Origin of the sequence: Exiguobacterium sp. N5, assembly GCF_025842465.1 — a bacterium.
GTDB lineage: Bacteria > Bacillota > Bacilli > Exiguobacteriales > Exiguobacteriaceae > Exiguobacterium > Exiguobacterium profundum.
The window spans coordinates 1,149,672-1,174,243 of sequence record NZ_JAPAEP010000001.1 but is presented as its reverse complement, the minus strand read 5'-3'; the positions used below and the strand labels follow the sequence as shown (position 1 = coordinate 1,174,243).

General features: G+C 47.6%; 23 protein-coding genes. 20 read left to right on the top strand and 3 right to left on the bottom strand.

Annotation, left to right across the window (positions count from 1 at the left end):
* Window positions 1-7: 7 nt before the first annotated feature.
* Window positions 8-322 (bottom strand): YtpI family protein, encoded by a 315-nt coding sequence (locus OKS35_RS06085; RefSeq protein WP_074033432.1) that lies wholly within the window; start codon window positions 320-322, stop codon window positions 8-10.
* A 75-nt stretch (window positions 323-397) separates the two neighbouring features.
* Between OKS35_RS06085 and OKS35_RS06080 the strand changes: the two genes are divergently transcribed.
* Window positions 398-1,366 (top strand): DHH family phosphoesterase, encoded by a 969-nt coding sequence (locus OKS35_RS06080; protein ID WP_074036506.1) that lies wholly within the window; start codon window positions 398-400, stop codon window positions 1,364-1,366.
* A 16-nt stretch (window positions 1,367-1,382) separates the two neighbouring features.
* Here OKS35_RS06080 and OKS35_RS06075 read toward each other — a convergent pair whose 3' ends face one another.
* A complete protein-coding gene (locus OKS35_RS06075; RefSeq protein ID WP_074036509.1) occupies window positions 1,383-1,574 on the bottom strand; it encodes a hypothetical protein in 192 nt (63 codons plus the stop codon).
* A 103-nt stretch (window positions 1,575-1,677) separates the two neighbouring features.
* Between OKS35_RS06075 and dnaE the strand changes: the two genes are divergently transcribed.
* The 15 genes from dnaE to coaE all read left to right on the top strand — a co-directional run bounded on the left by dnaE (window position 1,678) and on the right by coaE (window position 21,269).
* A complete protein-coding gene (gene dnaE, locus OKS35_RS06070) occupies window positions 1,678-4,845 on the top strand; it encodes a DNA polymerase III subunit alpha (RefSeq protein ID WP_264092653.1) in 3,168 nt (1,055 codons plus the stop codon).
* Between the two features lie 77 nt (window positions 4,846-4,922).
* Complete coding sequence (locus tag OKS35_RS06065) at window positions 4,923-5,477, top strand: FadR/GntR family transcriptional regulator (protein ID WP_196430904.1); 555 nt, start codon at window positions 4,923-4,925, stop codon at window positions 5,475-5,477.
* Window positions 5,478-5,491: 14 nt separating this feature from the next.
* A complete protein-coding gene (accD, locus tag OKS35_RS06060; RefSeq protein ID WP_196431849.1) occupies window positions 5,492-6,346 on the top strand; it encodes an acetyl-CoA carboxylase, carboxyltransferase subunit beta in 855 nt (284 codons plus the stop codon).
* On the top strand, window positions 6,339-7,274 hold the full coding sequence (locus tag OKS35_RS06055; RefSeq protein ID WP_074036513.1) for an acetyl-CoA carboxylase carboxyltransferase subunit alpha: 936 nt from the start codon (window positions 6,339-6,341) through the stop codon (window positions 7,272-7,274). Before accD ends, OKS35_RS06055 begins: the two co-directional genes overlap by 8 nt.
* A gap of 160 nt (window positions 7,275-7,434) precedes the next feature.
* Entirely contained in the window at window positions 7,435-8,403 is a 969-nt protein-coding gene (pfkA, locus tag OKS35_RS06050; RefSeq protein WP_012726720.1) for a 6-phosphofructokinase, read from the top strand.
* 93 nt (window positions 8,404-8,496) lie between these two features.
* On the top strand, window positions 8,497-10,239 hold the full coding sequence (gene pyk, locus OKS35_RS06045) for a pyruvate kinase (protein ID WP_074036515.1): 1,743 nt from the start codon (window positions 8,497-8,499) through the stop codon (window positions 10,237-10,239).
* A 67-nt stretch (window positions 10,240-10,306) separates the two neighbouring features.
* On the top strand, window positions 10,307-10,771 hold the full coding sequence (locus OKS35_RS06040; RefSeq protein ID WP_012726718.1) for a DUF441 domain-containing protein: 465 nt from the start codon (window positions 10,307-10,309) through the stop codon (window positions 10,769-10,771).
* Window positions 10,772-10,955: 184 nt separating this feature from the next.
* The gene (gene citZ / locus OKS35_RS06035; protein WP_214683969.1) at window positions 10,956-12,068 is read left to right on the top strand and encodes a citrate synthase; all 1,113 of its coding nucleotides are present in this window, start codon (window positions 10,956-10,958) and stop codon (window positions 12,066-12,068) included.
* A 99-nt stretch (window positions 12,069-12,167) separates the two neighbouring features.
* Window positions 12,168-13,436 carry an NADP-dependent isocitrate dehydrogenase gene (gene icd, locus OKS35_RS06030; RefSeq protein WP_031423152.1) on the top strand — a complete coding sequence of 423 codons (1,269 nt, stop codon included), beginning with the start codon at window positions 12,168-12,170 and terminating at the stop codon, window positions 13,434-13,436.
* A gap of 21 nt (window positions 13,437-13,457) precedes the next feature.
* Window positions 13,458-14,390 carry a malate dehydrogenase gene (gene mdh, locus OKS35_RS06025; protein ID WP_214687018.1) on the top strand — a complete coding sequence of 311 codons (933 nt, stop codon included), beginning with the start codon at window positions 13,458-13,460 and terminating at the stop codon, window positions 14,388-14,390.
* A gap of 183 nt (window positions 14,391-14,573) precedes the next feature.
* Entirely contained in the window at window positions 14,574-15,275 is a 702-nt protein-coding gene (locus OKS35_RS06020; protein WP_074036521.1) for a response regulator transcription factor, read from the top strand.
* Entirely contained in the window at window positions 15,272-16,999 is a 1,728-nt protein-coding gene (gene pnpS / locus OKS35_RS06015) for a two-component system histidine kinase PnpS (protein ID WP_031423157.1), read from the top strand. The genes OKS35_RS06020 and pnpS overlap by 4 nt, the downstream gene beginning before the upstream one ends.
* 207 nt (window positions 17,000-17,206) lie before the next feature.
* Entirely contained in the window at window positions 17,207-19,801 is a 2,595-nt protein-coding gene (polA, locus tag OKS35_RS06010) for a DNA polymerase I (protein ID WP_264092652.1), read from the top strand.
* Window positions 19,802-19,822: 21 nt separating this feature from the next.
* Window positions 19,823-20,650: a bifunctional DNA-formamidopyrimidine glycosylase/DNA-(apurinic or apyrimidinic site) lyase gene (gene mutM / locus OKS35_RS06005; protein WP_214690729.1), complete on the top strand. Its 828-nt coding sequence runs from the start codon at window positions 19,823-19,825 to the stop codon at window positions 20,648-20,650.
* A gap of 13 nt (window positions 20,651-20,663) precedes the next feature.
* On the top strand, window positions 20,664-21,269 hold the full coding sequence (gene coaE / locus OKS35_RS06000; protein ID WP_012726710.1) for a dephospho-CoA kinase: 606 nt from the start codon (window positions 20,664-20,666) through the stop codon (window positions 21,267-21,269).
* Between the two features lie 13 nt (window positions 21,270-21,282).
* Here coaE and OKS35_RS05995 read toward each other — a convergent pair whose 3' ends face one another.
* A complete protein-coding gene (locus OKS35_RS05995; protein ID WP_196430899.1) occupies window positions 21,283-21,765 on the bottom strand; it encodes a site-2 protease family protein in 483 nt (160 codons plus the stop codon).
* Window positions 21,766-21,922: 157 nt separating this feature from the next.
* Between OKS35_RS05995 and OKS35_RS05990 the strand changes: the two genes are divergently transcribed.
* The 4 genes from OKS35_RS05990 to nrdR all read left to right on the top strand — a co-directional run bounded on the left by OKS35_RS05990 (window position 21,923) and on the right by nrdR (window position 24,538).
* Window positions 21,923-22,954: a glyceraldehyde-3-phosphate dehydrogenase gene (locus tag OKS35_RS05990; protein WP_264092651.1), complete on the top strand. Its 1,032-nt coding sequence runs from the start codon at window positions 21,923-21,925 to the stop codon at window positions 22,952-22,954.
* Between the two features lie 233 nt (window positions 22,955-23,187).
* Window positions 23,188-23,574, top strand: a complete 387-nt coding sequence (speD, locus tag OKS35_RS05985) for an adenosylmethionine decarboxylase (protein WP_012726707.1) — start codon at window positions 23,188-23,190, stop codon at window positions 23,572-23,574.
* 112 nt (window positions 23,575-23,686) lie between these two features.
* Window positions 23,687-24,058 carry a hypothetical protein gene (locus OKS35_RS05980; RefSeq protein ID WP_031423166.1) on the top strand — a complete coding sequence of 124 codons (372 nt, stop codon included), beginning with the start codon at window positions 23,687-23,689 and terminating at the stop codon, window positions 24,056-24,058.
* A 12-nt stretch (window positions 24,059-24,070) separates the two neighbouring features.
* The gene (gene nrdR / locus OKS35_RS05975) at window positions 24,071-24,538 is read left to right on the top strand and encodes a transcriptional regulator NrdR (protein ID WP_012726705.1); all 468 of its coding nucleotides are present in this window, start codon (window positions 24,071-24,073) and stop codon (window positions 24,536-24,538) included.
* Window positions 24,539-24,572: the final 34 nt, after the last annotated feature.

Sequence of the window (24,572 nt, the reverse complement as noted above, 5' to 3'; positions counted from 1 at the left end):
CTCTTTTTCATGATGGCGTATTCGTCGGTTCTTCTGCGGCGAGAGGGTAAATTTTGCGGTAACGGATAAATCCGACAACAGCATTCCCTAAACCGACGACTAACATGACGATGCTGACAATCCAACCGACAGATGAATTCAGACCGAATCCCCCGACCATTTGGTTCGCAGCGAACAATGCGAGGAATAAACTTAACCAGATCAACGCTTGCGTGTTGAACAACGCTTTTCGGTTTGGCGTCTTTGTCAAAAAAGCGCGGCGCTTGAAGACAAGGTACGCACCGAGCGCGAACAAAATGAGTCCAATCATGACAAGTTGCAAGTGAAGGAACCCCTTTCTATCTCGTAATCTGTTATCATCATACCATAATAGTGTGTAGGAAAGTGAGGAATCATCATGACGCAATGGCAGGAAGCGGATACAATCAAATCAGAAATTGAGGCGGCTGACACCATTTTCATTCACCGCCACGTACGACCAGACCCTGATGCGTTGGGGAGCCAGCTTGGTTTACAGCGCATTCTAAAATCGGTTCATCCGGAGAAGCAAATCTATGTGGTCGGTGGCATGGTTCCAGACCTCGAGTTTTTAGGAAAGATGGAACATGTCGAAGAAGAAATGTATCAAGACGCGCTCGTCCTTATATTAGATACGGCGAATCAAGAGCGAATCGATGGACCATTTGCGCTAAAAGGGAAGACAATCATTAAAATCGATCATCATCCCGATGAAGATCCATATGCGATGACACAGATTGTCGATACTTCGGTCAGTTCGACGTCTGAGATGATTGTGGAACTCGCGGACATTTGGAGATATCCAATCGACCAAGAGGCGGCATTTTTACTCTATGCCGGCATCGTAGGCGACACAGGACGATTCCAGTTTCGAAATGCTACGGCCCGAACGTTTGAGATTGCTTCGGCGCTGATCGCGAAAGACATCGATACGAATAAATTGTACCGACACATGTATAAGACCAACTTAGCGACTCTTCAGTTACAAGGGTACGTGTTACAGCACGTCAATGTCACAGAAGAAGGCGTCGGCTATGTGAAGATTGACAAGGACGTGCTCCGGACGTTCCATGCGTCCCCGGAAGCGGCATCGCAACTCGTCAATAGCTTCTCTGGCCTCGAAGGATTGAAATGTTGGGTCATGTTCGTGGAAAACAAAGAAGAGATTCGTGTGCGCATCCGGTCGAAAGGTCCTGTCATCAATGAAGTGGCCAAGCGATACCGTGGGGGAGGTCATCCGATGGCGGCTGGTGCCACGATTGACACATGGGATGAGATGGATGACGTGATTGCGGCTTTGAATGAAGTGGCTGGGGAATTCACGTTTGAAGAAAATGAAGAGAGCTGACCGAGGTCAGCTCTCTTCATTTGTCTCCATTTTCCTTTGGGATGAACCATGTACCTCGTTCGGTCACGTCCTCGACGACGTCGAGCTGATACTCAGTAATGTACTTACGGAGCCGGTCGATGATTTCTGGGCTGTCGGCAAACACTGTTTGACCATGCTGTAATTTTTCTAACTTATCGCGTGCAATCTGTCCCCGATTGATAATCATACGCTTTTACCCCCTTTTGTCGTGAGTTTTGTCTATAATTATTGTATCAGAGAAGTGATGAATTGAGTTTGACAATTCCATTAATATAGAAAGGAGGCCAACGATGATTCATCTGAATGTCAGAACTGCTTATAGTTTACTACAAAGTACAATCCGGTTAGAACAATATGTCTTGCAGATGACCGAACGGGGAAGTCGTTCCGTGGCGATCGCAGACGATGCGTTCTATGGGGTTCCGACATTTTTGTCATATTGCCAACGATATGAGGTGAAACCGCTAATCGGACTGAGAACGGTCCTCCGATTGGATGGGTTAGACGTATCCGTGATTGTGTATTCATCTAACGAAACGGAGCTTAAGGAACAATATCGTATCATCCAGGCGGGAGGAATTGAAGGACGGACAACGATGCCGCTGATCGTATTACCTGAAAATTGGAAAGCGAGTGATCCGGTTCACCGGCGTCGCCTTTATCATCAACTCTTGTCGTTTGTCGATGAAGAGAAGCTGTGGCTCGGACTACCGGCACCTCAGACTACGGAACAGGTACAAGTGTTGAAACAACTTCGTCTCATGCGCGAAGAGCTTGCTGTCCAATTGATTCCGGCCCCTGAAACGAGATACATGAGACCGGAAGATGTGGAAGGATTCCGAGCCATTTCTGCCATTCGCGAAGGGGACGTGATGTCGAATGAAGACGTGCGACAAAAAGGATTGCACGTTCGACTACCGAGTGAAATGAATGACTGGTTCACAACGGAAGAATTATCGGAACTGGATCGATTCGAGGCATTGATTCGGCTGGATCATCTACCACGTGCGGAAGGGGCGATTCCAGAAATTCCGGATGCCGATCAAAAGCTGAAACGACTTGTCGGTGAGCGGTTGAAGGCAATGGAACTCGTGAAACAACCTTACATCGAGCGGGCAAAGTTTGAGCTTGAAGTCATCGCCAATACCGGATTTTCTTCCTATTTCTTGATCGTGGAAGACATCGTTCGGTTTGCTCGAGAATCTGGGATTGAAGTAGGTCCGGGGCGTGGATCGGCAGCAGGTTCACTCGTCAGTTTTGCCCTCCATATCACGGAAGTTGATCCGGTTCATTACGGGTTGTTGTTCGAACGATTCTTAAATCCAGAGCGTGTGTCGATGCCAGACATAGACCTCGATTTTGAAGATGAACGTCGTGAGGAAGTGGTTTCTTACGTACTATCAAGATACGGTCATACGCATGCCGCACAGATCGGGACACTTGCCACGTTCGGTGCGAAAGCGGCAATTCGAGACGTTGCGAGAGCGCTCGGGATGACCCTTGAGGAAGGGCAGGCTGCGAGCAAGCAAGTGAAAGCCGGAGGACTTGATGAACTGATGTCGAGCCAGAAGCAGATGAAGTGGTTTGCCGGTAGCCAAAAGCGTCAGCAGTTATTACGGATTGCCAAACAGCTAGAAGGTTTGCCGCGTCAATCCTCCGTTCACGCGGCAGGAGTGGTGCTCAGTCGTCAACCGATTGAAGAAGTGACTCCGCTCCAACCCGAACTTGAAGAACACGTGACCCAATATAATATGAAGGATTTGGAAGAGGTCGGGCTTCTGAAAATTGACTTGCTCGGATTACGAAACTTGAGTCGCTTGCGAAAGATGGAGGATTTGATTCGAGAAAGTGATGCGCTGTTCTCTCTGAAAACAATTCCGTTAAACGATGCTCGGACGTATCGATTGCTTGCGAGAGGTGAGACGGACGGAATCTTCCAATTTGAATCGACCGGGATGAAGCAAGCGCTTCGACAAGTGAAACCGACTGAGTTTGAAGATATCGTTGTCACGATGTCACTCTATCGCCCGGGACCGATGCAATTCATCGAAACGTATGCGAAGCGAAAACACGGTATGTCTTACCAACCAGTCCACCCAGACGTAGAAGACGTCATGAGACCGACATACGGTGTACTCGTCTATCAAGAACAGGTGATGAAACTTCTCCGTAAACTCGGAGGCTATTCCTATGCGGAAGCGGATTTGGTCAGACGTGCTATTGCTAAAAAGGAGACCGGAACGATTGCTCGGGAACGAGAACGATTTTTGCAACAAGCAAAAGCGGGAGACCAGGACGTCTTGGCGCAAATCTTTTCATGGATTGAAAAGTTTGCCGGGTACGGATTTAACCGCTCTCACGCTGTCGCCTACAGTTTGATCAGTTACCGATTGGCTTACGTCAAAGCACATTTCCCTCGTGTCTTTCATGTGGTGACATCAGAAAAAACAACGGAACTTGTCAGACTGTTACGGAAAGATCAAATTCCGGTGTACCCACCGGACGTCTTACATGGTCACGCTGACGCGACACTTGAGGGACCGGGCGTCCGGCTCGGGTTGAAGGCGGTCCAGGGGTTGACCAAACGGGATGTGGACCGACTGATTGAACTGAACGGGCAGTTGAAAGATGTCAGAACGCTTCAAGAAGCCATGGAGTGGAAAAATAAAGACCAACTGAAATTACGTCGATTACTTGGTGCGGGCGCGCTCGACCGGATGTATCACGGTGACCGGACACATGCCTTTGAAGCAGTCGAACGTTTGCGAGAAGAAGCGGGAACACATTTTTTACCGGATGAGCTGTCTTCACTCGGACTAAAACAGAAAAAAGTGAAAGAACCGAATTGGTCTGAAGAAGAGAGGGAGGCGCTCGGGACATGGGTGGTCCACTCTCCATTGACGGCACTTCCGGATATCGGGATCGAACCGTCTACAATTGAAGAAGTCATGAATGGAACAAACGGTTATCTCGTCGTATATGTAGATGACGTACGTACGTTCATGACAAAAAAACAAGAACGGATGGGTGTTCTCATGGTGGACGATGGCATGACGCAAGACGAGGTCGTCGTGTTTCCTCGAACATTCGCGCAGTTTGGACGGTCCCTCTATGCCGGTAACATCTTGTTACTCGAGGTCCATTCGAATGAACGGGATGGTCGCAAGCAATTGATTGTCGAACGGGTTCGACCGTTACACGGGCAAGCCTTATTCATCCGGCTCACACTCGACCGCTTCCCTGAATTGGAAGATTGGATTCAACGAGCACAAGGGGATGTTCCGGTTGTATGCCGATTCACGGATTCGAAGGAAGTGAAACAACTGGCTTCAGCTTTTTCAATCAATCCGAATGAAGAGTATGTGGCGGAAGCGAAAAGACGGTTCGGGGAAGAAAATGTCGTACTGAAACGAATCGATACAAAAATGGTTGGTCCAGAAACTAGTACCAAGTCCTAAAAAGTGATATAATCGCACTAATTGGTCTGACCACTTAAGTTTGATAGGTGATCCAAAAAAGGGAGTTGAACGGTCAGATGCATGAAAAACACGCATCCTCATTTCACGGAAACATTTCAAAGATTAGAAAATTAATTGTCCAATCGTCTTTAGTTCCAGGTGATCGGCTTCCATCCGAACGAGAGCTCGCCGAAACGCTGTCCATTAGCCGCGCTTCGGTTCGCGAAGCGTTACGAGCGTTGAGCTTTTTAGGCATCGTGGAGACGAGACATGGTGGTGGTACCTTTTTGTGTGAGCAAGACCGACATCGGTACATTGAGATATTGTCGGAGTTCATTGTGACCAAACAGACGAAAGCGACCGATATTATTGAGATGCTTCGACTATTGGAGCGCATGGCGTTTTCAGAAATTGAACCGACTAAGGAACGACTGGCTCTATTAGAAACGGTGATCGAAGATGATCGAACGTTTCGCCAGCAACTCATCTTTCAGTTGAAGAATGAACTGTTCATTCGAATTTGGAGTGAGGTCAATCGCTTTTTTGACGGATTAGACGTTGGGGATTTATATACGCTCGAGGAACGGAAACGATTTGTCGAGACGTGGCGTGGAATGGGGATGCCGGAATGAACGAGGGGGAAGCGATGACTGCTTTTTTCAAGAAACCGAAACGATATATGCCATTGCGTCAACGAGAACCAAAGATTGACGCACCACAGGGATTGATGACGAAATGTCCATCTTGTAAATATATGCATTATACAAAACAGTTGAATGAGAACCACAAAGTATGTGATTGCGGCTATCATTTTCCGCTTCAGGCGCAAGAACGGATTGATATGCTTGTCGACGAAGGGTCTTTCGAACGCTTTGTGGGACCGTCTGTCAAGGCGAATCCACTCGACTTCCCTGACTATGAGGAAAAGTTGACGAAAGATCGTGAGCGGACCGGGATTGAAGAGGCCGTCGTATGTGGAAAGGCGACAATCGACGGACTACCACTCGTTGTCTGTGTGATGGATGCGAGATTCCGTATGGGGTCGATGGGTGCATACGTTGGAGAAGCGATTGCTTCGGCTGTCCGAAACGCCACATCACTCGGGCTTCCAGTCGTCTTGTTCACAGCATCAGGTGGGGCTCGGATGCAAGAAGGAATGGTCAGTTTGATGCAGATGGCCAATACGTCCATCGCTCTAAAAGAACATGACGAAGCAGGACTGCTGTACATCGCGTATTTGACTCATCCGACGACAGGTGGTGTGTCAGCGAGTTTTGCGATGCTCGGCGACTTGAACGTCGCAGAGCCGGGAGCGCTCATCGGGTTTGCAGGACGACGAATCATCGAACAGACGATTCGGGAAAAACTTCCAGAGAACTTTCAAACTGCTGAGTTTTTACTTGAGTCAGGGCAGCTGGATGCGGTCATTCATCGTGAACAGATGCGTTCGTTCTTGAAGAGGATGATTGAATTACACGATGGGGGTGTCCGTCATGTTTGACCCAATCAAAGAAGTCACTGAACAACTGAATAAATTACGGGAGACCGCTGAGACGAAAGGGATTGATTTATCCCGAGAGATTCGTCATCTCGAGTTAAAGCTCGACCGATTAGAAAAAGATATTTATGGGAATATGAAACCGTGGGATCGCGTCCAGTTGGCGCGAAACCCGAAGCGACCGACAACGCTCGATTATATCCAGCATTTATTCCCTGACTTCATGGAACTCCATGGGGACCGACATGGGTATGACGATGCGGCAATCGTATCTGGACTTGCGACGTTTGAAGGAGTGCCGGTGACGATTATCGGACATCAGCGTGGGCGAAACACGAAAGAGAACATGAAACGAAACTTTGGTATGCCTCACCCGGAGGGCTATCGAAAAGCATTGCGTTTCATGAAACAAGCCGAGAAGTTCAACCGTCCTATTTTGACATTCATTGACACGAAAGGGGCTTATCCGGGGAAAGCCGCAGAAGAGAGAGGTCAAAGTGAAGCGATTGCCCGTAACTTGTTTGAGATGGCGACGCTGAAAGTGCCGATCGTCTCCGTTGTCATTGGAGAAGGTGGTTCAGGTGGTGCGCTTGGGATTGGTGTATGCGACCGTCTATTGATGCTTGAGAATAGTACGTACTCAGTCATCTCGCCAGAAGGTGCAGCGGCACTATTGTGGAAAGACGCGAAACAAGCAGAGCGTGCGGCAGAGACGATGAAGATTACTGCACAAGATTTATTCAACCTAGGGATTGTTGATGAAGTGGTAGGAGAAGTGTACGGGGGGGCACACGTTGATGTGTCACTACAGTCGTCACTCTTGAAACCTGTCTTATTACAGCACATGAACGAGTTGCTTGCGCAATCAACTTCTGAGCTGATTCAAGGACGTGCGACCAAATATCATCAAATTGGCACAATTAATGAGTGAAAACGGTAACAATGGCTTTGAATAAAGCTTTATTCATTCATCAAGTGACTGCTTTGTGAGATACCCTATGCATTTTTTTCACATACTTGTGTTGTAAAACAAAGGTCAGACGTGGTATTTTATTTTCAGATTTCGTTAAAACACATAAGAGGTGAGCGACGTGAATTTAAAACGTATTGCGGTATTAACAAGCGGAGGAGACGCTCCTGGAATGAACGCTGCTGTCCGTGCCGTGACCCGAAAAGCAATTTTTGAAGGTCTTGAAGTGTACGGCGTGTATAACGGCTATCAAGGATTAATCGAAGGTGATTTAGTCGAATTAAATCTTGGATCAGTCGGCGACATCATTCAACGTGGAGGTACGTTCCTTCGCTCTGCGCGCTGTCCTGAATTCAGAACAGAAGAAGGTCGCGCAAAAGCAGTAGAACAGTTGAAGAAATTCAATATCGATGCCCTCGTGGTCATCGGTGGAGACGGCTCTTATCGCGGAGCTCAAAAATTGACTGAACTCGGATTCCCAACAATCGGCCTTCCGGGTACAATCGATAACGATATCCCAGGAACAGATGCGACAATCGGTTTCGACACAGCACTCAATACAGCGCTTGATGCGATCGATAAGATTCGTGATACGGCGTCATCACATGAACGTACGTATGTCATCGAGGTCATGGGTCGCGACGCTGGTGATATCGCGCTTTATTCTGGTCTCGCTGGTGGTGCTGAGTCGATTCTCGTCCCAGAACGTCCAGAGGATTTGAATGCAATCGTGGAACGAATCAATCACGGGATTGCACGCGGTAAGAAGCACTCGATCGTCATTGTTGCTGAAGGTGCGGGAAGTGCGGAAGAAATCGGCAAATTGATTGCTGAGAAGACGAACTCAGAAACACGCGTCACGATTCTCGGTCACATCCAACGTGGTGGTTCCCCAACTGCCGCTGACCGTGTCCTTGCAAGTCGTATGGGTGCATACGCTGTTGAGATCTTGCTTGAAGGGAAAGCGGGCCGCGTTGTCGGAATCCGTAACAACCAGATGATGGATCTTGATATCGATGAGGCGCTCGACAATAACAAGCACACGATTGATATGCAATTGATTGACCTCGTTAACCAATTGTCGATTTAAACGATTTTGTATGTTGCAGAGACGGGATACGGTCCAAGGCCCCCCGTTTTCTGTTTGTAAGTTGCACTATATCCCCTAGGAGGTTTTTATATTATGCGTAGAACGAAAATTGTATGTACCATTGGACCGGCTTCTGAGAAGCGTCTTCCTGAGATGATCGAAGCTGGGATGAACGTTGCCCGTCTCAACTTCTCACACGGTGACTATGAAGAGCACGGCGCTCGTATCCGTGACATCCGTGAAGCGGCGAAAGCAGCGGGTAAAGTTGTCACTGTTCTTCTCGACACAAAAGGTCCAGAGATCCGCACGCATACATTCGAAGACGGTAAGGCACTTCTTGAAAAAGGAAAAGAAGTCACAATCGTCTCAACGGAAGAAATCGTCGGAACGAAAGATCGTTTCTCTGTGACGTACGAAGGACTCTACGATGATGTGGAAGTCGGTTCACACATCATGCTCGACGACGGTCTCATCGGACTCCGTGTCGTTGAAAAGCTTGATAACCGTGATCTCCGTTGCGTCATTGAAAACGAAGGAATCATCAAGACGAAGAAAGGTGTTAACTTGCCAAACGTCAAGGTAAACCTTCCTGCCCTCACGGACAAAGACATCGCGGACATCGAGTTCGGGATCTCACAAGACATTGACGTGATTGCAGCATCATTCGTACGTCGTGCATCTGACGTAGTTGAAATTCGCCAACTTCTCGAGAAACATAACGCATCACACATCAAGATTTACCCGAAAATCGAGAACCAAGAAGGTGTCGATAACATCGAAGAAATCTTGGCAATCTCTGACGGTTTGATGGTAGCCCGTGGGGACCTCGGAATTGAAATCCCGACAGAAGAAGTGACACCAGTTCAAAAAGAACTCATCAAGAAGTGTAACGATCTCGGGAAGCCGGTCATCACAGCAACGCAAATGCTTGATTCAATGCAACGTAACCCGCGTCCGACACGTGCGGAAGCATCAGACGTAGCAAACGCAATCTTGGATGGAACAGACGCAGTCATGCTTTCTGGTGAAACAGCTGCAGGGGACTACCCAATCGAATCTGTTCAAATGCAAGCTGCAATCGCAGAGCGTACAGAACGCATGCTCGACTACAAAAACTTGTTGAAAGATCGTCAGAAGCGCAGTGAGCACACAGTGACGGATGCGATCTCTCAAGCGGTTGCGCACACGGCAATCAACTTGAACGCCAAAGCAATCTTGACACCGACACAATCAGGTTATACGGCTGCTCGTACAGCGAAGTATCGTCCTGAAGCGAACATCATCGCGGTGACAGAATCGGAGCGCGTTGCGCGTCAATTGAACCTCGTATGGGGCGTATACCCAATCGTTGCTGAAACAATGCCGAACAACACGGATGAAATGTTGGTTCAAGCATCGGAAGCGGCACGTCACGCTGGATTCGTCACTGACGGTGACCTCGTTGTCATCTCAGCTGGTATTCCTGCGGCGACAGCTGGTACGACAAACATGATGAAAGTCCACATCGTTGGTCACGCTCTCGCAGACGGGCGTGGAATCGGTGAGCGCGGTGTTGTTGGAGAAGTCGTTGTCGCGAAAAATGCGGATGAAGCAAATGCAAAAGCGAAAGACGGCATGATCCTTGTCGCACCATTCACAGATAAAGAAATGATGCCTGCGATCGAAAAAGCGGCTGGAATCATCACAGAAGACGGCGGATTGACGAGCCATGCTGGGATCGTTGGACCATCACTTCGCAAGCCAGTCATCGTAGGTGTTGATGCAGCGACAGCATCGCTTCGTGACGGTCAGATGATTTCAATCGACCCACTCACAGGTAAAATCTACAACGCATAATTGAACGACAATCGAACCGGCCTTCTACAAAGGTCGGTTCTTTTTCCGTTCGAAGAAAGGAATACGTATGAGTGCATATCTATTTTTATTGATGCTTGTCTTAATCGGTGTCATTTCAAATAACCAATCTGTCATAATCGCAAGTAGCGTCTTGTTGATCATCAAAGCAATCGGATTCGGAGACCAGTTATTTCCGACACTTGCATCGAAAGGAATCAGCTGGGGTGTGACAATCATTACGATCGCAGTTCTCGTCCCAATCGCGACCGGCGATATCGGGTTTAAAGAATTGTGGAATAGTATTAAAGGGCCGGTCGGGATTGTTGCATTTGCCTCAGGGATGTTCGTTGCCATTGCTGCGGGGCAAGGTGTACAACTGATGCGTGTCGACCCGGTCGTCACCACGGCACTCCTCGCAGGTACGATTCTAGCGGTTGGATTCATGAAAGGGATTCCCGTTGGACCGCTTGTCGGAGCTGGTATCGCGGCATTGATTTTAGGTGGATATCAAGTTATTGAAAAATGGTTTTGATATTTTCTGACAACTGAAGCCGCTTACATTTCTTTTTTGCAATAAATTGTTTATACTATATAAAGGACAGGGTAAACGGAGACTGGGTGAATGCAGGGGAACAACCCGTCCCGTATCCTTATTCCCTATAAACAGACTGTTTTTACGGTCGACCACTTTATTCAAGACTGAGGGGGAGTTATGAATGTCAACGACAAAAGGGTTAGAAGGTATTGTGGCAGCAGCCTCAAAAGTCAGCTCAATTATTGACGGACAATTGACTTACGGAGGATACACCATTGATGATTTAGCGGACAACGCCACATTCGAAGAAGTAGTGTTCTTATTGTGGAACGACCACTTACCAAATGCAGAGGAATTGACAGCGCTCTCAGATGCGCTTGTAAAAGAAGCGACATTGCCTGAAGAGGTGATTGATACGTTAAGACGTGCACCGAAATCAGCCAATGCAATGGCGACGATTCGTACGGCACTTTCACAACTCGCTCTATATGATGAGGAATCTGAAGACATGAGTGACGAGGCCAACATGCGTAAAGCGATTCGCCTACAAGCACAAGTCGCTACAATCGTGACGGCATTCGCTCGTCTTCGTAAAGGGGAGCAGCCGGTCGCACCGAAACCAGGTCTTTCTTACGCTGCGAACTTCTTATACATGCTAAACGGTGAAGAGCCGAGCGATGTAGCAGAAAAGACGATTGATAAAGCGCTCATCTTACACGCAGACCACGAGTTGAATGCTTCGACATTCACTGCTCGCGTTTGTGTAGCGACGCTCTCGGATATGTACTCAGGTGTCACGGCGGCCATGGGGGCACTCAAAGGGCCACTTCACGGTGGTGCGAACGAAGCGGTAATGAAAATGTTGCACGAGATCGACTCGGTCGACCGTGTTGAAGAATATGTTCGTGGCAAATTCGAGCGCAAAGAGAAGATCATGGGCTTCGGTCACCGCGTTTACAAGGATGGCGACCCACGTGCGAAACATTTGAAAGAAATGAGCCGTCAGTTGACTGCTCAAATCGGCGAACCGAAATGGTATGAGATGTCTGAGAAAATCGACCATCTTGTCGAAACGGAAAAAGGTTTGAAACCAAATGTCGATTTCTATTCAGCTTCAACTTATTATGCGCTCGGTCTCGAAGAAGATCTATTCACACCAATCTTCGCCGTATCTCGTATGTCTGGCTGGATTGCGCACATTCTCGAGCAATATGCGGATAATCGCTTGATTCGTCCACGTGCGGAATATGTCGGTGAAACGAGCCGTAAGTATGTTCCGGTAAACGAACGTTAATTCGAGACACATTTTAGACAAAAGTTTGGTAAACTAACAAGTGACGTAGGTCGGCGCACGCGTCGACCTACAGTAATGTACTTAGGGGGATTCATTATGTTGACACAAGGACAAAAGATTACAGTTGAAAACGGTGTATTGAACGTACCAAATGTACCGACCGTACCATTCATTATCGGTGACGGAACAGGTCCTGACATTTGGAATGCGGCTGTTCGCGTATTTGACGCTGCGGTTGAAAAAGCATATGGCGGCGACAAGAAAATCGAATGGATGGAAGTATATGCTGGGGAAAAAGCATATAACGAAAAAGGCGAATGGCTCCCAACAGAGACACTTGATCAAATTCGTGAGTACTTGATTGCCATCAAAGGACCACTTACGACTCCGGTCGGTGGAGGAATTCGTTCATTGAACGTCGCACTTCGTCAAGAACTCGATTTATATACATGCCTTCGCCCAGTTCGTTACTTCACAGGTGTTCCATCACCAGTAAAACGTCCTGAAGATACAGACATGGTCATCTTCCGTGAAAATACTGAAGATATCTATGCTGGAATCGAGTACGCTTCAGGAAGCGATGAAGTGAAAAAACTCATCAAATTCTTGCAAGACGAGATGAATGTCAACAAGATCCGTTTCCCAGAAACATCAGGAATCGGAATCAAGCCAGTTTCTTCTGAAGGAACAGAACGTTTGGTTCGTGCAGCAATTGAATATGCGATTGCGAACAACCGTAAATCTTTAACGCTCGTCCACAAAGGGAACATCATGAAGTTCACAGAAGGTGCCTTCAAAAACTGGGGTTATGCACTCGCTGAAGCGGAGTACGGTGACAAAGTGTTCACATGGGCACAGTATGACCGTATCAAAGAAGAATCTGGTGAAGCAGCTGCTAACGAAGCTCAGTCGAAAGCGGAAGCTGAAGGGAAAATTATCGTCAAAGATTCAATCGCTGATATCTTCCTCCAGCAGATTTTGACACGTCCACGTGAGTTCGACGTTGTTGCGACGATGAACTTGAACGGTGACTACATCTCAGATGCCCTTGCTGCTCAAGTAGGTGGAATCGGGATTGCACCTGGTGCGAACATTAACTACATCACAGGACATGCGATTTTCGAAGCGACACATGGTACAGCTCCGAAATACGCGGGTCTTGATAAAGTAAACCCATCTTCAGTCATCCTTTCAGGTGAGATGATGCTCCGCCACATGAACTGGAACGAAGCGGCTGACCTCATCATCAACTCAATGGAGAAAACGATCGCTTCGAAAGTTGTCACATACGACTTCGCACGTCTCATGGACGGAGCGACAGAAGTGAAATGTTCAGAGTTCGCGGATGAATTGATTAAAAACATGTAAGACGACCGAGGAGGAGAGCTCATGATTCGTCGTAACAAAATTTCTGTTATTGGAAGTGGCTTCACCGGTGCAACGACTGCACTGTACTTGGCTCAACGTGAGCTAGGGGATGTCGTACTGCTCGATATGGAAGAAAAAGTAGGACCGACGAAAGGGAAAGCGCTCGACATGCAAGAAACGGCACCGATTCAAGGGTTTGATTCGTGGGTCACAGGTACGTCTGATTACGCGGACACGGCCGATTCCGATGTGGTTGTCATTACCGCGGGAATCGCGCGCAAGCCGGGGATGAGCCGGGACGACCTCGTCGCAACGAACGCAAACGTCATGCGCTCGGTTGTGAAAGAGATTGCCCGTTACTCTCCAGACGCCATCCTGATCGTATTGACGAACCCAGTAGACGCCATGACGTACGCGGCGTTCAAAGAATCAGGGTTCCCGAAAGAACGCGTCATCGGTCAATCCGGTGTATTGGATACGGCTCGCTTCCGAACGTTTGTGGCACAAGAGCTGAATGTTTCTGTCAAAGACGTATCCGGATTCGTCCTTGGAGGTCATGGAGACGAAATGGTGCCTCTCGTACGCTATTCTTACGCTGGAGGCATCCCGCTCGAAAAACTCATCCCACATGAGCGAATCGAGCAAATCGTTGAACGGACACGAAAAGGTGGCGGCGAGATTGTCCAACTACTGGGCGATGGCTCGGCGTATTATGCGCCAGCCGCTGCCATCGTGGAGATGGTCGAGGCGATTGTAAAAGATCAGCGTCGAATCTTACCGGCCATCGCATACCTTGAGGGAGAGTACGGATTCCATGATTTGTATCTTGGCGTCCCGACGATTCTTGGTAAACATGGAATTGAGCAAGTGTTAGAGCTCGACTTGACGGATGAAGAAAAAGCAGCGCTATCGAAGTCTGCGGATTCTGTCCGCTCGGTATTAAGCGTCTTATAAGTTTGAGGTGCTTCCTGTCATGTTGCAGGAGGCACCTTTTTTGCGCCTTCTCTCTTATCGAACATGCTACACTGAAAGTGGATTTGTTTTGTTTTTGTAAAGATTTGCTTTGAGGTTGGTCGTTTCAAGCATTGATTTGTAAAATAGAAAGTGACATTTGATGGTTTAAGAGGAGGAAGCAGTGTGGCTGATAAAGTAATTGTTGTCGACGATGAAGTATCGATTGCGACATTATTGAAATTTAATTTAGAACAGGCTGGCTTTGAAGTAGAGACGGCGCACGACGGCAAAACCGGATTGGAATTGGCTGAGAAAAAGGACGCCGTGCTCATCGTGCTCGACTTGATGCTGCCGGAGATGGATGGACTTGAAGTGTGCAAACGACTCCGTCAGCAAAAAGTCAATACACCGATTTTAATGCTCACGGCAAAAGATGATGAGTTTGACAAAGTATTGGGGCTCGAGCTCGGAGCGGACGATTATTTGACGAAGCCGTTCAGCCCACGTGAAGTAGTCGCGCGCGTCAAAGCGATTCTTAGACGTTCTGCCCCGCAAGAATCGGCGGTTGAAGAGGACGTCATTCAAATCGGAGATGTTAAAATCGTCACTTCAAACTACGAAGTGTTCAAGCAAGGGGAGCGCCTCGAGTTGACGCCGAAAGAATTTGAATTGTTAGCCTATTTGGCGAAAAATAAAGGACGCGTGTTGACGCGAGATCAATTATTATCGGCCATTTGGAATTATGACTTTGTGGGTGATACCCGGATTGTTGATGTTCATATCAGTCACCTTCGTGAAAAAATTGAACCGGTAACGAAGAAACCGACCTATATTAAAACGATTCGCGGTCTTGGCTATAAGATGGAGGAGCCGACTTCGGAATGAAGACGTATCGCTCTAGATTTATGACGACTCTCATTTTTCTTGTCACCGGTGTCTTGCTGACGCTCGGGATTGTCCTTGGGCAGCTCTTCAAAGACTTTTATCTGGATTCAGAACGAGATCGTCTAAAAGAAGATGCTCAATTGGCAGCCCTCTACCTCGAAGGAGGCGAATTGGACGAGATTCGTGAGTATGTCGGTCAAATCGATGACGGGAGCAGCTTTGATATTCTCCTTCTCAATAGTCGGATGGAGGTAATCGCTGGCACGCCGTTTCGCGTCGGGTCCATCGATTATAAAATCGATCCGAGTATGGTCCCTGAGGAAGGGACGTTCGGTGAAGCGGATGAGGACGAGTTGATTCAATACACAAAACCGATTGAACTTGCGACGGGTGGGACAGTCTATTTAACATTCATCCGTTATGTATCGGATTTAGAAGGGGTGTACAATCGCATCTGGTTGACGATTGCCCTCGCGCTCTTCTTCTCCTTCTTCATTATTTTGTTCGTGCTTCAACATTTGACGAATCAATTTATTCGACCAATCGATGAGGCGACGATTGTCTTGCGGGAACTAGCAGACGGGAATTACAGGGCCCGTGTGTATGAACTCAGAAATGATGAGGAGACAGGTAGCCTAGCAGGGTCGATCAACGTACTTGCTCGGAATTTGGAGTCGATTTCTCTCGGGGAGTCTGTGCAACGGGCGAGACTCGAATCGTTAATCGAGTATATGGGGGCGGGTCTTCTGCTCGTCGATGAGCGTGGGATCGTCACGTTGGTCAACCGTTCTTACCGTGAGATGTTCCAATACGATGATTTATCGATCGGACAGTTTTATCACGGGATTCTACCGAGTCCCGAGGTAGAAACACTGATCGAAGACGTCTATCTGACGGAGGAGGTCCATCGCCGTCAATTATCGATTCGAACGGGTTTCAATCAAAAAACGTATATGGTATCCGCGGCACCGATTTTCAGTGACACCGGGATGCTTCGCGGCACGACGTTGTTGTTCAACGATATTACAGAATTGAAGCGACTTGAGAAGATGCGGAAAGACTTCGTGGCGAACGTCAGCCATGAGTTGAAGACACCGCTCACGTCCATTCGTGGGTTTAGTGAGACGCTTCTGGATGGGGCGAAAGAAGTCCCGGAACTTCGAGACCAGTTTTTAGACATCATCCAAAAAGAAGCGACGCGGATGCAGATGCTTGTTGAGGATCTCCTTGAATTGTCGAGATTGGAGCGGGATGACTTCCAAATGGAGTTGGTGTCCGTCGATCTGAATCAACTCGTGGATGAGGTCTGCCTCCTGCTCAGTCAAAAGGCGAGCAAGAAGTCGATTCAGCTAGAAACGAAACACGAGGGGACGGTCGTCTTGCAAGCGGACCTGAACCGAATGAAGCAAGTCATCATGAACTTGGTCGCCAACGCCATCAACTATTCACCAGAAGGAAGTCGTGTCGAAATCGCCGTGGAAGCAAAGGCAGATTCCTATAAACTTCGCGTCAAGGACAACGGAATCGGGATCGCCGAAAAAGAAGTGAGTCGTATTTTTGAGCGCTTCTATCGTGTCGATAAGGCAAGAAGTCGGAACTCGGGTGGAACTGGCCTCGGACTCGCCATCGTGAAACACATCATCGATTTGCATCATGCCACGATCGACGTAGAGAGTGAGGAAGGCAAAGGAACGACGTTTACCATTACATTCCCTCGGGTTTAACAATGACTTTATCGTTCGTTCATATTTACTTTACAAAACCTTGCTATCCTATGAATGAGACCTCTTCATCATCTCGTGACTCGATCGGTGCTCATCTCCACACGATCGAGAATTTGGCCCTTTTCTATTCGTAGAAAAGGGTCTTTTTTTTCGAACGCATGTACCCGTATGGTATGATGGTTGAAGAGAAGAATGGAGGTCGATTGAATGAATAAACTACTAGTCCTTGATGGGAACTCCTTAACATATCGTGCGTTTTTTGCACTGCCTCCGATGTCGGATGCGTCAGGTCGGAATACGAATGCAGTGTATGGGTTTACGATGATGTTATTGAAACTAATGGAAGATGAGCAACCGACTCATTTTGCTGTGGCGTTCGATGCGTCAAAGAAAACGTTCCGTCACGATACGTTCGCGGAATACAAAGGTGGACGTCAAAAGACACCGGGAGAATTGCGTGAACAATTTCCGCTCGTGCGTGACGTTTGTCGGGCGTTTGGCATCTCTGTCTTAGAGCTTGACCAATACGAGGCGGATGATATCATCGGGACGCTCTCAAAAGACCCGACCTTTGATCAGGTGACGGTTGTGACGGGGGATAAGGATTTACTTCAATTGATCAATGAACGTGTGACGGTCTATTTGACGAAACGAGGCATCACCGAAGTTGAGAAAATGACCGTGACCGCGTTCAAGGAACGCTACGACGGACTACAACCGATTCAGATGATTGATCTAAAAGGATTAATGGGAGATAAATCCGACAACATCCCTGGTATTCCAGGGGTCGGGGAAAAGACGGCACTGAAGTTGATTGCCACATATGGTACCGTCGAGGCCCTTTACGAACATACGGATGAGTTGAAAGGGAAGCAAAAGGAAAAAGTAGAGGCGAATGAACAAGAAGCGAAAATGTCGAAACAGTTGGCGACCATTTACACGGATGTACCAATTGATGTGACGATGGATGAACTTCTCTTTAAGCCATATGACGCTTCGGTCGTCAAAACGTTATTTATGGATTTACAGTTCAAGTCACTCATCGGCAAACTGTCGGATACCTCTTCAGAAGAACCGGTTGAAAAAGCGGTACGACCAACAATCGCGTTGGCCGATCAAGATTTATCGCGAGCTGTGTTAATGCTTGAACAGCTGCATGATGATTATTTTGAAGAAGACGTGATTGGAGTGGCGATCGCGTCGGAACGAGGTGTCACGATTGGAGATGTGACGCTTCTTGAGGACGAACGGGTCAAGGAATGGATCGAAGACGAGACGAAGACGACGATTTGTCTCGATGCGAAGCAGACAATTATTCAATTGAAACGTCACCAATTGGCACTGCGTGGGTATGAAGACCTGCTTGTCGCAGGGTATTTGCTCAACCTATCTGGTGGGACGTCTCTCAGCTCGATTGCTGCACACTTTACGTATCCTCTTGAGGAAGATGAAACGGTCTACGGAAAAGGTGCAAAAATCAAGGTGCCGGAAGAGAATGTTTTTCATGCTCATCTCGCAGAAAAGGCGTACGCCATCTATACATTGTTTGAACGCATTGTTTCGGAGTTGAAAGAGAATGAACAGACAGAACTCTATGAGGCGCTTGAAAAACCACTCGTCTCCGTATTGGCCGAGATGGAGTGGGCCGGTATCCACGTAAATGTCGAAACCCTTCAACATATGGAAACGGACCTACGTGAACGTCTAAACGCACTCGAGATCACGATTCATGAATTAGCCGGCGAACCGTTCAACATCAACTCACCGAAACAGTTAGGGGTCGTCCTGTTTGAAAAACTGTCACTCCCTCCTGTGAAAAAGACGAAAACAGGATATTCAACGGCAGCGGATGTCCTCGAAAAATTGGCACCGCTTCATCCGATCATTGAGAAAATCATGCATTATCGTGAACTTGGCAAACTTCAGTCCACGTATGTCGAAGGCTTGCAGAAAGTCGTGAAGGATGATGGCAAGATTCATACGCGTTATACACAGACGCTTACTCAAACGGGACGGCTTTCGTCGGTTAACCCGAACCTTCAAAATATTCCGATTCGATTAGAAGAGGGGCGTCGCATCCGTAAAGCGTTTACCGCGAGTGAACCGGGATGGGTACTCTATGCGGTCGATTACTCTCAAATCGAACTGCGCATCATGGCACATATGTCACAAGATGAGAAGATGATGGCAGCCTTCCTTCACGATGAGGATATTCATACGTCGACGGCGGCGAACGTGTTTAAAGTTTCCACTGAAGAAGTTACGTCACTCATGCGTCGTCAAGCAAAAGCCGTCAACTTCGGAATCATCTATGGCATCAGTGATTATGGACTCTCACAAAACCTAGGGATTACACGAAAAGAAGCGCAGACCTTTATCGATACGTACTTTGAACAGTTCCCTGGGGTGAAGACGTTCATGGATGCCGCGATTGAACGGGCACGTGAACACGGGTTCGTCGAGACGATGTTGAAACGACGCCGGAACATCCCGGACATCCATTCTCGTAATTTCAACTTGCGTGGGTTTGCTGAACGTACCGCAATCAACACACCGATTCAAGGAACGGCAGCGGACATTATTAAAAAAGCGATGATTGATGTCGATCATGCGTTAAACACGTCAAAACTTCAATCTAAGCTGTTGTTACAAGTACACGATGAATTGATATTCGAAGGTCCGGCCGAAGAGATGGAAGCATTAGAAAAACTTGTGACCGAAGCGATGGAACATACGGTCACACTTGATGTCCCGTTACGTGCGGACGGAGCGGTTGGAACGACATGGTTTGACACGAAATAAACGGATAGAAAGGAAATCAGTATGCCAGAATTACCAGAAGTCGAAACGGTCTGTCGTAGGTTGCGACCTGCCGTTTCAGGAAAAACGATTCAGTCTGTCGATGTCCTCGACCCTAAAATTATCCGCGGGCTCGACCCCGAAGAATGGGTTCACCATTTGATTGGAGAAACGATTACGGATGTGGAACGTCGGGGGAAATTCATCTTATTCAAATTGACGAACGGGTATCTCGTCTCCCATCTTCGCATGGAAGGGAAGTTTTTCCCTTATGACTCCATTACAGAACCGGTAAAACATACACATATCGTGATTACGTTTACGGACCAATCGACTCTACACTATAATGATGTCCGTAAATTCGGTACGATGGAGTTGCGGACGAATGAAACGATTCATACCACACCACCGCTCTCATTACTTGCGTACGAGCCGTTTGACGAGCGTGTGACAACCGAGGTGTTACACCGACGTTTAGAGCGCATGAAGACACGCGCGATTAAGACCGCCCTCCTCGATCAGTCCATCTTTGTTGGATTAGGTAACATCTATGTAGATGAGACGTTGTTTCGTGCGGGTGTCCATCCGACACGACCGGCCGCAAGTTTGTCCCATGAAGAAGTCGACCGTGTGCGGACTGAAGCCGTTGCTGTCTTGACTGAGGCTATTGAGCGTGGAGGTAGTACGATTCGCAGTTATGCCAATCCAGATGGCGCCACAGGAACGTTTCAAGAGAGGCTCTACGTATATGGACAGACCGGAGAAGCGTGCCGCCGATGCGGACATGAAATTGAAAAGATGAAATTGGGCGGGCGAGGTACGCATTACTGTCCGCACTGTCAACAACGTTAAGGGGTGGACGTGTATGTTGAAGATTGGATTGACTGGTGGAATTGCAACCGGGAAGTCTACGGTATCGCGACTGTTTCGAGAACGAGGCATTCCGATTATCGATGCCGATTTGATTGCAAGGACGGTCGTTGAACCAGGAGGAAAGGCGATTGAAGGGGTAAGGGCCGCATTTCCAAAGTGTTTTGTGGGCGACGTGCTGAACCGTCCTGCGCTCGGTCGGGAAATCTTCCATGATGAAGCAAAACGTCAGCAATTGAATCAATTGATGCATCCAGCGATTCGAGAAGAAATGAATGAGCAAATGCGAACGTATGAGGCATCGGGGGAACCTGTCGTCATTTTTGATATTCCGTTACTGTTTGAAGGAACGATGCTCGATCTGGTTGATTATTCCGTCGTCGTCTATTGCCGTGAAGAGATTCAACTGATGCGTCTCATGGAACGGAATGGATTGACGAAAGAAGAGGCGTTAGCCCGTATTCGTTCACAGATTCCAATTGAAGATAAAAAGCACCAGGCGGATTTCCTCATAAACAATAATGGGGCATTAGGGGACCTTCCTCCACAAATCAATCGTCTGGTCGAACAGTTTCAAACGATACAAAAAGAAGGCGACTGATATCGCCTTCTTTTTAGTTTAATGGATCGGATTCTGGAGACCCTTTTTTCCATGTATCATAAATCGCACGTCCATCACTAGGATGACCGTTCGAATAATAGATGGGATAGAGTGAGAAGAAGATATAGTAGAACGAGAAATAGGCGAACTGATACGTATAGAGTGTCGGTTCAATATCTCGTCGAAGAATGAACGCGTTGACGATTAAGATGCTCGCTAAATTGAAAATGGCTCCACCGCCATAGACTAGCGTACGGGTGACCTTGTTGCTCCATTTTAAATCAGTGAACTGGCACCATGCATCGTAAAAATAAACACGATTTACTTGTAAACGACCTACTTTAAACATTTTCTTCCCGGTACCGATTTGCATATCGAGTGAGCCGCCGAACAACTTTGCGAAGAAGAAGTGACCAAGCTCATGAATTAACGTCACAATCGGTAAAATGATAAAGAACGAAATAAAGAATTTATCGATATCTCCCCAATCAAACATCATGACGCCTCCTTTCTCTTGTCTGTTACGCCAAGAAATTTCCCTCATTTTCAAAAAATAAACAAAGAAAAACGAAAAAAATGTGACGAATCATAGTGAAAACGCTTACAGCTATCCGTTATAATGAAACCGTAATGTAGAAAAAGGGGGATCTATCATGGGGACAAAAGTGGCAATTAACGGATTTGGTCGAATCGGAAGAATGGTATTTCGAAAATTGATGCTCGAGGGACGTCATGAAGTGGTGGCGATTAACGCAAGTTATCCGGCGGAAACACTTGCGCATCTTATTAAACATGACTCGATTCACGGTCCATTCGGATTGACAGTACGTGCGCATGGGGATGCGCTCGAAGTCGATGGGAAACGGATTGAACTTATTTCGGAACGTGATCCATCACGGTTGCCTTGGTCAGACCTTGAAATCGACATCGTCGTCGAAGCGACCGGGAAGTTTAACTCCGATAGCGGGGCAAGACTTCATCTTGAGGCAGGCGCGAAAAAAGTGATTTTGACCGCACCGGGTAAAGGGGACTTACGCACGATCGTGATGGGGGTCAATGATCGTGACTATCGCCCGGAGGAAGACCATATCATTTCAAACGCATCGTGTACGACGAACTGTCTCGGACCTGTCGTGAAGGTCTTGCATTCGACGTTCGGTATCGAGACGGGACTGATTACGACGGTACACGCCTATACGAACGACCAGAACAATATTGACAACCCGCATAAAGATTTGCGGCGCGCGCGTGCGTGTGGCAGTTCCATCATCCCGACATCAACGGGAGCGGCTAAGGCGATTGGTCTGGTGATGCCGGAACTACAAGGGAAGTTAAACGGAATGGCACTCCGTGTACCGACTCCGAACGTATCACTTGTCGACTTGGTCGTCGAACTCCACCGAGATGTTACGGTCGATGAAGTCAATGAAGCGTTTGAACGGGCAGCGTATGGAGAAATGACGGGTATTTTAGGCGTTTCTCACGAACCGCTCGTCTCTATCGATTTCAACGGGGACGATTGCTCGTCGATTATCGACATGGATTCGACGATGGTACTCGGAGGGAATCATGTCAAAGTACTCGCATGGTATGACAATGAATGGGGCTACTCATGCCGTGTCGTGGACTTGTTGGATATGGTGGCCAGCTATCTTCAAATCGGGCAACAAGAAACACACGCCTAGAAAAATATTACGTGCGGAGAAATATTTTTCAGATTTTTTTATCAAATGTCTTGTAACGACGTCCCAAACACGTTACACTCAATTTCGTGAACTTCAATTGGTCTGACAAACGCAACTTAAAGGGTTAGGACCTCTTAGGACTAACTTGCCCCCGTGGTTGTGGGCGATTCAGGCACAAAGTGAGTGATCATCAACTACTTTGAGACCATTGATGTAAAGGGGGATCCACTAATATGGATACTATGGGACGTCACATTATTACAGAACTTTGGGAGTGCAATCCCGACAAATTAAATGATATCGACTACATCGAGCGTTTGTTCGTCGATGCTGCTCTTCGTTCGGGCGCTGAAGTCCGCGAAGTTGCATTCCACAAATTTGCGCCACACGGTGTAAGTGGAGTCGTCATCATTTCAGAATCACACTTAACGATTCACAGTTTCCCAGAACATGGCTATGCGTCAGTTGACGTGTTTACATGTGGAGATCGAATCGATCCGGCTACAGCATCGCAGTATATTGCTGAAGGATTGGATGCAAAAGTACGTGAAGATGTGAAACTTGAGCGTGGAATGGGACCAATTCGTGTTCCGGAAGCGCAAGTGGCAATCAGCAAATAAATCAGATTGACCTTTTGAGGCTGACCGTTTAACGGTCAGCCCTTTTAATTGTTTTGTTGTCGCCTTAATTTTGATATGCTTAACGTATATAACTCAGGCGTTGAGGTGGATTATGGGACTGTTAGATAAGTTACAAACACATATTGAAACGAAAGATACACATAAAAATGAAATGCTCCAAACACGTTACTATGCGGCATCGTCACATGCGATGTTGCAATGGTTAGAAGGAAAAATTCAAGAGAACGGTCAGACGGTTCGTCGAATCGATGCGAATCGAGGAGAACTTTCGTTTCTCGGAGAAGGCTGGGACGGGCTCATCACGATTGTACAAGTGGATGGCGGCCGGACGGCTGTCGATTTTACATTAAACCGTGAACAGCGACTCGGTGCAGACCTCTCGCAAATTGTATCGCACTACTACGAGGCGCTCACGCAACAATTCCCGTTACGTGCCATTGGTAATAAAACAGTCGAACGATAAGGAGGTTTGAGCATGCGTTGTCCGAAATGTGATCATAATGGAACGAGAGTGCTCGATTCCCGTCCGGTGCAAGACCATTATTCGATTCGACGTCGTCGTGAATGTGAAAAATGTGGGTATCGGTTTACAACGTTTGAGACGGTTGAACAGACACCGCTCATCATTGTTAAAAAAGATGGAAATCGTGAAGAGTTCAGTCGTGAAAAAGTGCTTCGCGGCATTATTCGGGCGTGCGAGAAACGACCTGTCACACTTGAACAGCTCGAAGGGGTTGTGACGAAAGTCGAACAGCAACTCCGTGCCCTCGCCCAGTCAGAAATTCCAAGTGAACAAGTAGGCGAGCTTGTGATGAATGAACTTGCACGAGTCGATGAAGTCGCATATGTTCGGTTTGCATCGGTTTATCGTCAATTCAAAGACATCACGGTGTTCTTTAAAGAACTTGAAGATTTAATGAAGCAAGAAAATTCGACCAACTAAAGGGCGGCCTGCTGGTCGCCCTTTTTCAAGGGAG

Excerpts from the sequence above, each read along its gene's own strand:
- pnpS (WP_031423157.1), top strand. The coding sequence starts at position 15,272 with ATGAAGACGTATCGCTCTAGATTTATGACGACTCTCATTTTTCTTGTC.
- speD (WP_012726707.1), top strand. The coding sequence starts at position 23,188 with ATGGATACTATGGGACGTCACATTATTACAGAACTTTGGGAGTGCAAT.
- OKS35_RS06075 (WP_074036509.1), bottom strand. The coding sequence starts at position 1,574 with ATGATTATCAATCGGGGACAGATTGCACGCGATAAGTTAGAAAAATTA.
- OKS35_RS06055 (WP_074036513.1), top strand. The coding sequence starts at position 6,339 with ATGTTTGACCCAATCAAAGAAGTCACTGAACAACTGAATAAATTACGG.
- coaE (WP_012726710.1), top strand. The coding sequence starts at position 20,664 with ATGTTGAAGATTGGATTGACTGGTGGAATTGCAACCGGGAAGTCTACG.
- mdh (WP_214687018.1), top strand. The coding sequence starts at position 13,458 with ATGATTCGTCGTAACAAAATTTCTGTTATTGGAAGTGGCTTCACCGGT.
- OKS35_RS06040 (WP_012726718.1), top strand. The coding sequence starts at position 10,307 with ATGAGTGCATATCTATTTTTATTGATGCTTGTCTTAATCGGTGTCATT.
- OKS35_RS05995 (WP_196430899.1), bottom strand. The coding sequence starts at position 21,765 with ATGTTTGATTGGGGAGATATCGATAAATTCTTTATTTCGTTCTTTATC.
- accD (WP_196431849.1), top strand. The coding sequence starts at position 5,492 with ATGACTGCTTTTTTCAAGAAACCGAAACGATATATGCCATTGCGTCAA.
- polA (WP_264092652.1), top strand. The coding sequence starts at position 17,207 with ATGAATAAACTACTAGTCCTTGATGGGAACTCCTTAACATATCGTGCG.
- nrdR (WP_012726705.1), top strand. The coding sequence starts at position 24,071 with ATGCGTTGTCCGAAATGTGATCATAATGGAACGAGAGTGCTCGATTCC.
- OKS35_RS06080 (WP_074036506.1), top strand. The coding sequence starts at position 398 with ATGACGCAATGGCAGGAAGCGGATACAATCAAATCAGAAATTGAGGCG.
- OKS35_RS05990 (WP_264092651.1), top strand. The coding sequence starts at position 21,923 with ATGGGGACAAAAGTGGCAATTAACGGATTTGGTCGAATCGGAAGAATG.
- citZ (WP_214683969.1), top strand. The coding sequence starts at position 10,956 with ATGTCAACGACAAAAGGGTTAGAAGGTATTGTGGCAGCAGCCTCAAAA.
- pyk (WP_074036515.1), top strand. The coding sequence starts at position 8,497 with ATGCGTAGAACGAAAATTGTATGTACCATTGGACCGGCTTCTGAGAAG.
- mutM (WP_214690729.1), top strand. The coding sequence starts at position 19,823 with ATGCCAGAATTACCAGAAGTCGAAACGGTCTGTCGTAGGTTGCGACCT.
- dnaE (WP_264092653.1), top strand. The coding sequence starts at position 1,678 with ATGATTCATCTGAATGTCAGAACTGCTTATAGTTTACTACAAAGTACA.
- OKS35_RS05980 (WP_031423166.1), top strand. The coding sequence starts at position 23,687 with ATGGGACTGTTAGATAAGTTACAAACACATATTGAAACGAAAGATACA.
- OKS35_RS06065 (WP_196430904.1), top strand. The coding sequence starts at position 4,923 with ATGCATGAAAAACACGCATCCTCATTTCACGGAAACATTTCAAAGATT.